Source organism: Mycobacteriales bacterium (assembly GCA_036497565.1).
In the GTDB taxonomy this organism is placed as follows: Bacteria; Actinomycetota; Actinomycetes; order Mycobacteriales; family QHCD01; genus DASXJE01.
This window is the reverse complement of record DASXJE010000032.1, coordinates 1-6,408: the sequence shown is the minus strand read 5'-3', so window position 1 is coordinate 6,408 and position 6,408 is coordinate 1. Positions and strand designations below refer to the sequence as shown.

At 65.7% G+C, this 6,408-nt stretch carries 9 protein-coding genes; all 9 read left to right on the top strand.

The genetic code is table 11. The features are described from left to right. Positions 1–146: 146 nt before the first annotated feature. From VGH85_03160 to VGH85_03120, 9 genes are read left to right on the top strand one after another with little or no spacing between them, the layout of a single operon-like run. Positions 147–476, top strand: coding sequence for a gas vesicle protein (locus VGH85_03160; protein HEY2172790.1), 330 nt, complete (start codon positions 147–149; stop codon positions 474–476). Between the two features lie 5 nt (positions 477–481). Beyond that, positions 482–838: a gas vesicle protein gene (locus VGH85_03155; GenBank protein ID HEY2172789.1), complete on the top strand. Its 357-nt coding sequence runs from the start codon at positions 482–484 to the stop codon at positions 836–838. After that, positions 828–1,850: a GvpL/GvpF family gas vesicle protein gene (locus tag VGH85_03150; protein HEY2172788.1), complete on the top strand. Its 1,023-nt coding sequence runs from the start codon at positions 828–830 to the stop codon at positions 1,848–1,850. The genes VGH85_03155 and VGH85_03150 overlap by 11 nt, the downstream gene beginning before the upstream one ends. Beyond that, on the top strand, positions 1,843–2,442 hold the full coding sequence (gene gvpJ / locus VGH85_03145) for a gas vesicle protein GvpJ (protein ID HEY2172787.1): 600 nt from the start codon (positions 1,843–1,845) through the stop codon (positions 2,440–2,442). The genes VGH85_03150 and gvpJ overlap by 8 nt, the downstream gene beginning before the upstream one ends. Positions 2,443–2,472: 30 nt before the next feature. Beyond that, positions 2,473–2,910 (top strand): gas vesicle structural protein GvpA, encoded by a 438-nt coding sequence (locus tag VGH85_03140; protein ID HEY2172786.1) that lies wholly within the window; start codon positions 2,473–2,475, stop codon positions 2,908–2,910. A gap of 2 nt (positions 2,911–2,912) precedes the next feature. Further along, entirely contained in the window at positions 2,913–3,641 is a 729-nt protein-coding gene (locus VGH85_03135) for a GvpL/GvpF family gas vesicle protein (protein HEY2172785.1), read from the top strand. A 2-nt stretch (positions 3,642–3,643) separates the two neighbouring features. Beyond that, complete coding sequence (locus VGH85_03130) at positions 3,644–3,922, top strand: gas vesicle protein GvpG (protein ID HEY2172784.1); 279 nt, start codon at positions 3,644–3,646, stop codon at positions 3,920–3,922. 16 nt (positions 3,923–3,938) lie between these two features. Then, positions 3,939–5,078 (top strand): hypothetical protein, encoded by a 1,140-nt coding sequence (locus VGH85_03125; GenBank protein ID HEY2172783.1) that lies wholly within the window; start codon positions 3,939–3,941, stop codon positions 5,076–5,078. A 33-nt stretch (positions 5,079–5,111) separates the two neighbouring features. Continuing rightward, on the top strand, positions 5,112–6,206 hold the full coding sequence (locus tag VGH85_03120; protein HEY2172782.1) for an SRPBCC family protein: 1,095 nt from the start codon (positions 5,112–5,114) through the stop codon (positions 6,204–6,206). Positions 6,207–6,408 lie beyond the last annotated feature (202 nt).

Sequence of the window (6,408 nt, the reverse complement as noted above, 5' to 3'; positions counted from 1 at the left end):
GTGGAGTGTTTGAGGTCTGACGGTGGGGTATGAGCTATGCCTACGGCGTAGGGGCGCGCCGGTGGACACACCCGGGAGGTTTAACGACGTGGCCCGATCCGCGGGCCGACTGCTTGGGTGCTGCAGCGGATTACGGAGGACACGTCATGGTTGAGCGCGAGAGTCGCGGCGTTCGGAAGGCGCAGAGCCGCGAGCCGCACCGGCGAGCTGCTCGGCCACGTCTCACGCCGGCGGCACTGGCACGTAAGGCGATGGACCAGCTGTGCGGGTTGACAGGACGAGAAGCCGACACCGTGTCGGGTCTGGAACATACCGACGAGGGGTGGCGCCTGCAGGTCGAGGTCGTCGAACTCGAACGGATACCGCAATCGACGAGCGTGCTTGCCAGCTACGAAGTCATGGTCGATGACCGTGGCGAGCTGATCCGTTACGAGCGCACCCGCCGTTATTTCCGCAATCAGGCCGGTGACTCATGAGCGCCATGCAAGGGTTCCCGCAGGCGTCCGGGCCCGCTACTCGATCCACGGACTCTCTCGCCGACATCCTCGAGCGGGTCTTGGACAAGGGTGTGGTGATCGCCGGGGACATTGTGGTGAATGTGCTCGACATCGAGTTGCTCACCCTCAAGCTGCGGCTGTTGATCGCCTCGGCGGACACCGCGAAGGAGATGGGCATCGATTGGTGGGTAGATGACCCGTTTCTGTCCCGGGATGCGCGATCGCTGGAGCGGGAGAACCGTGAACTTCGGCAACGCCTGGACAAGCTCGAGGCCGCGCTCGGGGACGGACATGAGCTCGGGTCGGGCAAACGTCAGGATGAGACCGGCAATGGCCACTGACGCCGAACTCTTCGATGATCACGCCGAGGAAGCGGTGGCGGGGTTGTGGGCGGACGCTGACGCTCGTGCGCGTGCGGACGTCCTCGAGTGGCTCGTCCCGCGACTGACCGAGGCCTACCGGGGCGCGGTGCTGCGTTGGCTGGTCGGGCAGTCCAGGGCAGCGGCAGCCGAGGTCGCCGAGACCGCGACCCGCGAGGCGGCCTTCACTGACGCGGATGAAGGAATCTACGTCTACGGCATCAGCGAAGCGGCACCGCAAGAAGAGTTGAGCGGCGTCTCGGGGATCGAGGGGTCTGCGGTGACCATGGTCGTCGAAGGTCGACTGGGGGCGTTGAGCAGCACAGTGCGGCTCGCCGGCTTTCAGGCGGCGCAGGAGTCTCCGGACGTGTCCGAGCACAGCTGGCTCACGACGGCGATACGTGACCACGAGCGAGTCGTAGAGAACGCATGTGAGCGCACGACCGTACTACCGATGCGGTTCGGCACGGTCTATCCGGAGGCTTCCGAAGTCGCAGCCTTACTTGCAGAGCACGAAAGAGTGCTCACCGACGAGCTCCGTCGACTGCGCGGTTGCACGGAGTGGGGAGTCAAGCTGCACGTCGATCGTGACACGGCTTTTCACGGTGCGCGGCGCCAGGACGCGGAGCTGAACGCCGCCGCCGAAGAGGCCGATGCGGCGGCGGAAGGAACCGCGTGGATGTTGCGCCGCCAACTTGCTGCCCGCACGTACCACACGGTCGGCAAGCGGGTGCATGCCTGCGCCGATGCTGTGCACGACGCCTTGGCGTCCCATGCGGTCGACTCCGCCGTGAGCCGGCGCGGGAACGGGGATGACCCCGAGGGATTGGTGTTTAACGCGTCCTATCTGGTGAACGACCCGGAGGCTCTCCAGCATTGCGCCGAACAACTGCGGACCCGGTTCCAGGAGGACGGCGTGCAGCTGCAGATTAGCGGGCCGTGGCCGCCGTACCATTTCGTCCGGCTGCCCGAGTTGGGGGGCGGCCGTGGCTGAGACCCGGGGAATGCTCGATGACGGCTCTCTTGTCGACATTCTGGATCGGCTCCTCACCGCGGGCACCGTCGTGGCCGGTGATGTACTCCTTGGCCTGGCCGGGGTCGACCTGGTCCGCCTGGACCTGCGGTTGCTGCTCTCCTCCGTGGAGACGCTTGCCCGTCCCGATGCGCCGGAGCAGCGTGCGCCTGGAACGCCTGCGCGGGTCCCGGTGCAATCCGGCGAGTCTGATGCTGGTCGGCAAGGTGGTCCTCGCCGCCGTCCGGTTGAGGACCGCCACCGCGCACTGGGGGCATCGGAGACGGCACCGGTTCCGACCGCCGCGCCCGGTCCTCCACCGTCTTTGCCCGAGATAGCCGGCGACACCGACCGAGGACTGTCCCGGCTGGTACTCGCTCTTGTCGACGTCATCCGGCAACTGATGGAACGCCAGGCCCTGCATCGCATGGAGGGCGGTTCGTTGTCCGCGGACGAGGTCGAGCGGCTCGGGGTCGCGCTTCAGGCTCTCGACCAGCGGATGAGTCAACTCTGTACCGCATTTGGCCTGCGTCGCGAGGACGTTCGGCTGTCACTTGACCGGCTCGTCGCCTGATCGGCGACCGAAACCAGCAGGAGGAACAGCATGTCCGTCATGAGTCAGCAGCCAAGCCTCGCCCGGCCCGCAAGGTCAGGCACGCTCTATGACGTCCTTGAGCTGATCTTGGACAAGGGCCTGGTCATTGATGTCTATGTCCGGGTATCTCTCGTCGGCATCGAGATCCTCACCATCGATGCCCGCATCGTGGTCGCCAGCGTCGACACCTACCTCCGGTTCGCCGAGGCTGTCAATCGGCTCGATCTCACCCAGACCAAGGACGGCAAGACGCTGGACGAGTTCGTCGGCGGCATGCAGGAGCACGGGGCGCACGGCAAGACCAAGGGCGCTCTCAGCGGCGCCAAGGACGCTGTCTCGAACGCGATTCACGGTGACGACGACGATGATGATCGGCAGCCGGCGCGCAGACGCTCCAGCTCGGCGCCGCGCCGTCGCCGGCAGCCTCAGTCCGAGGATGAGGGCTGAGCATGCCGGCGTTGTATGTCTATGGGATCGTCGCTGCCGACCACCCATGCGAGATCTCGGGGTTAGAGGCGGTTGGGGAAGCTGCTCGGCCGGTGCAGCGGATCGATGATTCCGACGGACGCCTCGCCGCGGTGGTGAGCGACGCTCCAGATGACCTGCGGGCCAAGCGTCGCGACCTGCTGCGACATGAAGAGGTGCTCGAGGTTTTGGGTCGGCAAGGCACGGTCTTGCCGATGCGTTTTGGAGTGGTGTCTCCCGACCAATCGACGTTCCTGGAAAATCTGCGCAGGGACGGCGATCGTTACCTGCAGCTCATAGATGAGCTGGCCGACCGGGTCGAGTTCAACGTCAAGGCCTTCCCGGATGAGGACACGATGGTCGCGTCCTCGGCGAGCGAGGCGGCGGTGAAGAAGGCCCGGGACGAGGTCAGGCGTCATCCCACTTACGACGCGCAGGTACGTCTCGGTCAGGTGGTGGCTGACGTCGTTGAGGTCCGTCATCGATCGTGTGCCGATCGGGTGCTCCGTCGTCTTCGTCCAATAGCCGTGCAGTCCGCCCCGGCAACGCCTGTCAAGGGGTGCGCACTCAATGCGGCATTCCTCGTCGACCAGGAAGCGGTGAACCGCTTCACGACGGCGGTCGATCAGCTGCAGGAAGAGTCCGGGGCCGATGTCGTGCTGCAGCTGACCGGTCCGTTGCCGCCGTACAGCTTCGTGGAAACCGGTGGTTGATCGTGGGATTGTTCACCGGACTCCTCACCCTGCCGTTGGCGCCTGTGCGCGGCGTGGCGTGGGTCGCCGATCAACTGGTGAATGCGGCGGAAGAAGAGTTCTATGACGAAGGCAGGATTCATGCCGAACTTCGCGAGTTGGCACGAAAGCTTGAGGCCGGGGAGATAAGCGAAGAGGAGTTCGACCGAGCTGAGGACGAGCTACTCGACATTCTCGCCTCAGCTTCCGTATGGCACGAGGAAACCCGATCACGCCGGCCGGCCCCCCCGGCTACCCGATGATGACCAGGAGAGACCTGTGAACGAATCTGCCAAGGTAGGTGCGGCTGTCGCTGGCGGTTACCTGCTGGGACGTACAAAGAGAGTCAAGCTGGCGATCACCTTGGCCTCGTGGCTCCTCGGCAAGAAATTGAAGATCGATCCGAAGGCGCTCGGCAAGGAAGCTCTGACGCAGCTTTTGCAGCGGCCGGAGATCTCCAAGCTCGGGGGCGACGTTCGCGGTGACCTAATGAGCGCCGGACGGGCGGCCGCCACGACGGCGATGAACACCCGCATGGAGCGGCTTGCCGACTCTCTCCAATCTCGCACCGACCGGTTGCAGCACCAGCTTGAAGGTGGCCAGTTCGAGGAGGACGAGGAAGACGGGCAGCCCGAAGGCGCCGAAGACGAATACGACGACCAGGACGAGCAGGACGAGGAAAACGAAGAGCCCGAAGGCGCCGAAGACCTGGTAGCCGACGAAGACGAGGAGCAGCCGTCGGACGCTGCCGACGCACCTACTGGTAGCGAGCGCCGTCGGCGACCGGGCCGGCCCCGGCGAAACGAGTCTCGTCGGGACCGCCCGGAACGACCTGCACCCGAGAGCGGGCGTGACCGCCGCACGTCAGCAAGTCGACGTCGTCAGCGGGGGGGCTCGTCACCGCAGAAGAGGGAAGCTGCTGCTTCGGCGGCCAGGCCGTCGGAGTCGGCGAACGCGACGCCGTCTCGAAAGGCGACCCGGGGGCGTAAGTCGGCGCCGGCTAAGGAGTCAGCTCGGCCTGACCAGACGGCCGCGCCCGCGAAGAAGGCGGGTCGCCCTCGAAAGGCGGCGCGGGCCCGTAAGTCGGCGCCGGCCAAGGAGTCAGCTCGGCCTGACCAGACGGCCGCGCCCGCGAAGAAGGCGGGTCGCCCGGCCAAGCGGACCGCGGCGAAGAAAGCTGCCGGCGCCCGCAAGACCACCCGCACCGCCCAATCCAGCCCCGCGAAGAAGGCGGGTCGCCCGGCCAAGCGGACCGCGAAGAAGGCTGGCCGCCCGGCCAAGCGGACCGCGGCGAAGAAGACTGCCGGCGCCCGCAAGACCACCCGCGCCACTGCAGCAAAGCGTGCAGCCAGTAGGGGTTCGCAGACGTCCGCGAGGAAGACAACTAAGGCAGCGAACGGCAGACGTCGATCCGCCTGAACACTGATGCACAGACTGAAGGAGTGACCTCTTGTGAGCACGAATGGCAAGGACCAGAACGCCGGGAATGGTGGGGGTTTGCAGGAGGGTATTTCGGGGTTGCGTTCTGCGGCGTCGAAGAATCCTGCTGCTGACAAGTTGTTGCACAGTGCTGAGGGTTTCCTTGGTGCGCAGTCGCAGAAGGTGCTGGGTTCGATCGGGGACAAGATCGGTGATACCAGTAAGCGGTTGGCCGATGTGGCCTCCGGTGACGCTGAGCCGGGGAGTCTGTTGGGGAAGACGGCGAAGAACGTCGCCGAGGGTGATTCGCCGGCGAAGGCTGGGGCCAAGGGTGTCCTGGGCGGGGTGAAGGACAAGGTGAAGGGGGCGTTCAGCCGGAGCGGGAAGGGCCCGGGTGGCGGGAAGTCGATGAACATCGTGGAGGACGTCGACGTCGGTGTCCCGGTGCGGGACGCCTACAACCGGTGGACGCAGTTCGCGGAGTTCTCGAAGTGGGCGAAGGGTGTGCAGAGCGTCTCCCAGGACGAGCCGACGAAGTCGTCGTGGAACGCGAAGATCTTCCTGTCGAAGCGGAACTGGAACTCCACGATCACCGAGCAGATCCCCGATCAGCGGATCGCGTGGACGTCGGAGGGCCCGAAGGGTTCGGTCGACGGGGTGGTCACGTTCCACCCGTTGGGGGAGAACCTGACGAAGGTTCTGCTGGTGTTGCAGTACTACCCGGGTGGTTTGTTCGAGAAGACCGGGAACGTGTGGCGGGCGCAGGGTCGCCGGGCGCGGTTGGATCTGAAGCTGTATCGCCGGTTCGTGATGATGACCGACGAGGAGGTCGAAGGCTGGCGCGGGGAGATCCGCGACAGCGAGGTCACCCGCGAGCATGACGAGGTGGTGGCCGAAGAGGAAGGCGACGACGACCAGGACGAGGACGAGGACTCCCCCGACGGCATGCAGGACGAGTACGACGACGACGACGAGGAAGACGACGAGGACGAGGAGCCCGAAGACGCCGACGACGAAGACGACGAGGGCTACCAGGACGAGTACGACGACGAGGACGAAGAACCCGAAGACGCCGACGAACAACCCGAACCCGAACCCGCAACCACCGGCCGACGCCGCCGACGCTGATGCCTGAGTCTTCTTCGCTTCGCGCGACGACCAACTCCGGATAGGCAGCATCCGAGGGGACTGATGGGGGTTGTTGATGCCTACCCGGGATGGCGAGGTTGCCGCCGGCGGGTCACGTAGGGCGGGGACCGGTCGGCGTGGGTGGCGCCGGTCGAAGTTGTCCCGCGATGTGGTGTTCAGTGCGGCGTTGGAGCTCATCGAT

Coding starts and splice junctions, on each gene's coding strand:
- VGH85_03160 (HEY2172790.1), top strand. CDS start 147: ATGGTTGAGCGCGAGAGTCGCGGCGTTCGGAAGGCGCAGAGCCGCGAG.
- VGH85_03155 (HEY2172789.1), top strand. CDS start 482: ATGCAAGGGTTCCCGCAGGCGTCCGGGCCCGCTACTCGATCCACGGAC.
- VGH85_03150 (HEY2172788.1), top strand. CDS start 828: ATGGCCACTGACGCCGAACTCTTCGATGATCACGCCGAGGAAGCGGTG.
- VGH85_03140 (HEY2172786.1), top strand. CDS start 2,473: ATGTCCGTCATGAGTCAGCAGCCAAGCCTCGCCCGGCCCGCAAGGTCA.
- VGH85_03135 (HEY2172785.1), top strand. CDS start 2,913: ATGCCGGCGTTGTATGTCTATGGGATCGTCGCTGCCGACCACCCATGC.